The following is a 379-nucleotide window of genomic DNA, read 5'->3' as shown; positions in this document are numbered from 1 at the left end:
CCCACCTCATACCAGGACGTATAGTAGGTCAACCCGTTGACACAAAAGGACGCGTTAGTTTTCGTTTGGCATTGCAGACCCGTGAGCAACATATCCGGCGTGATAAAGCTACGTCGAATATTTGTACAGCGCAGGCTTTGTTGGCAAATATGGCAACGGCTTATGCCGTTTGGCATGGACCGCAAGGCTTGCAGGAAATTGCTCAGCGAATTCATCATTTAACGTGTCGCTTTGTTGCTGGTTTAGAGGCAGCGGGCATTCTTTGTGAAGGAGAAGCTTTTTTTGATTGTGTAAGCATTGTTGTTAAGGGAAAATCTCGAGAGATTGCGCGTCAAGCGAAAGCAGGTGGGCGTCTTGTTCGTGTTCTCGATGATGATCG

Annotated in this window: 1 pseudogene; it reads left to right on the top strand. The window is 47.8% G+C overall.

Annotated features, from left to right (window positions below):
* Nucleotides 1–379, top strand: a pseudogene (locus tag J7R13_RS09445) (glycine dehydrogenase (aminomethyl-transferring)); the annotation flags it as partial.

It is taken from the genome of Bartonella taylorii 8TBB (assembly GCF_902825155.1).
Lineage (GTDB): Bacteria > Pseudomonadota > Alphaproteobacteria > Rhizobiales > Rhizobiaceae > Bartonella > Bartonella taylorii_A.
This window is presented reverse-complemented; position numbering and strand designations above follow the sequence as displayed.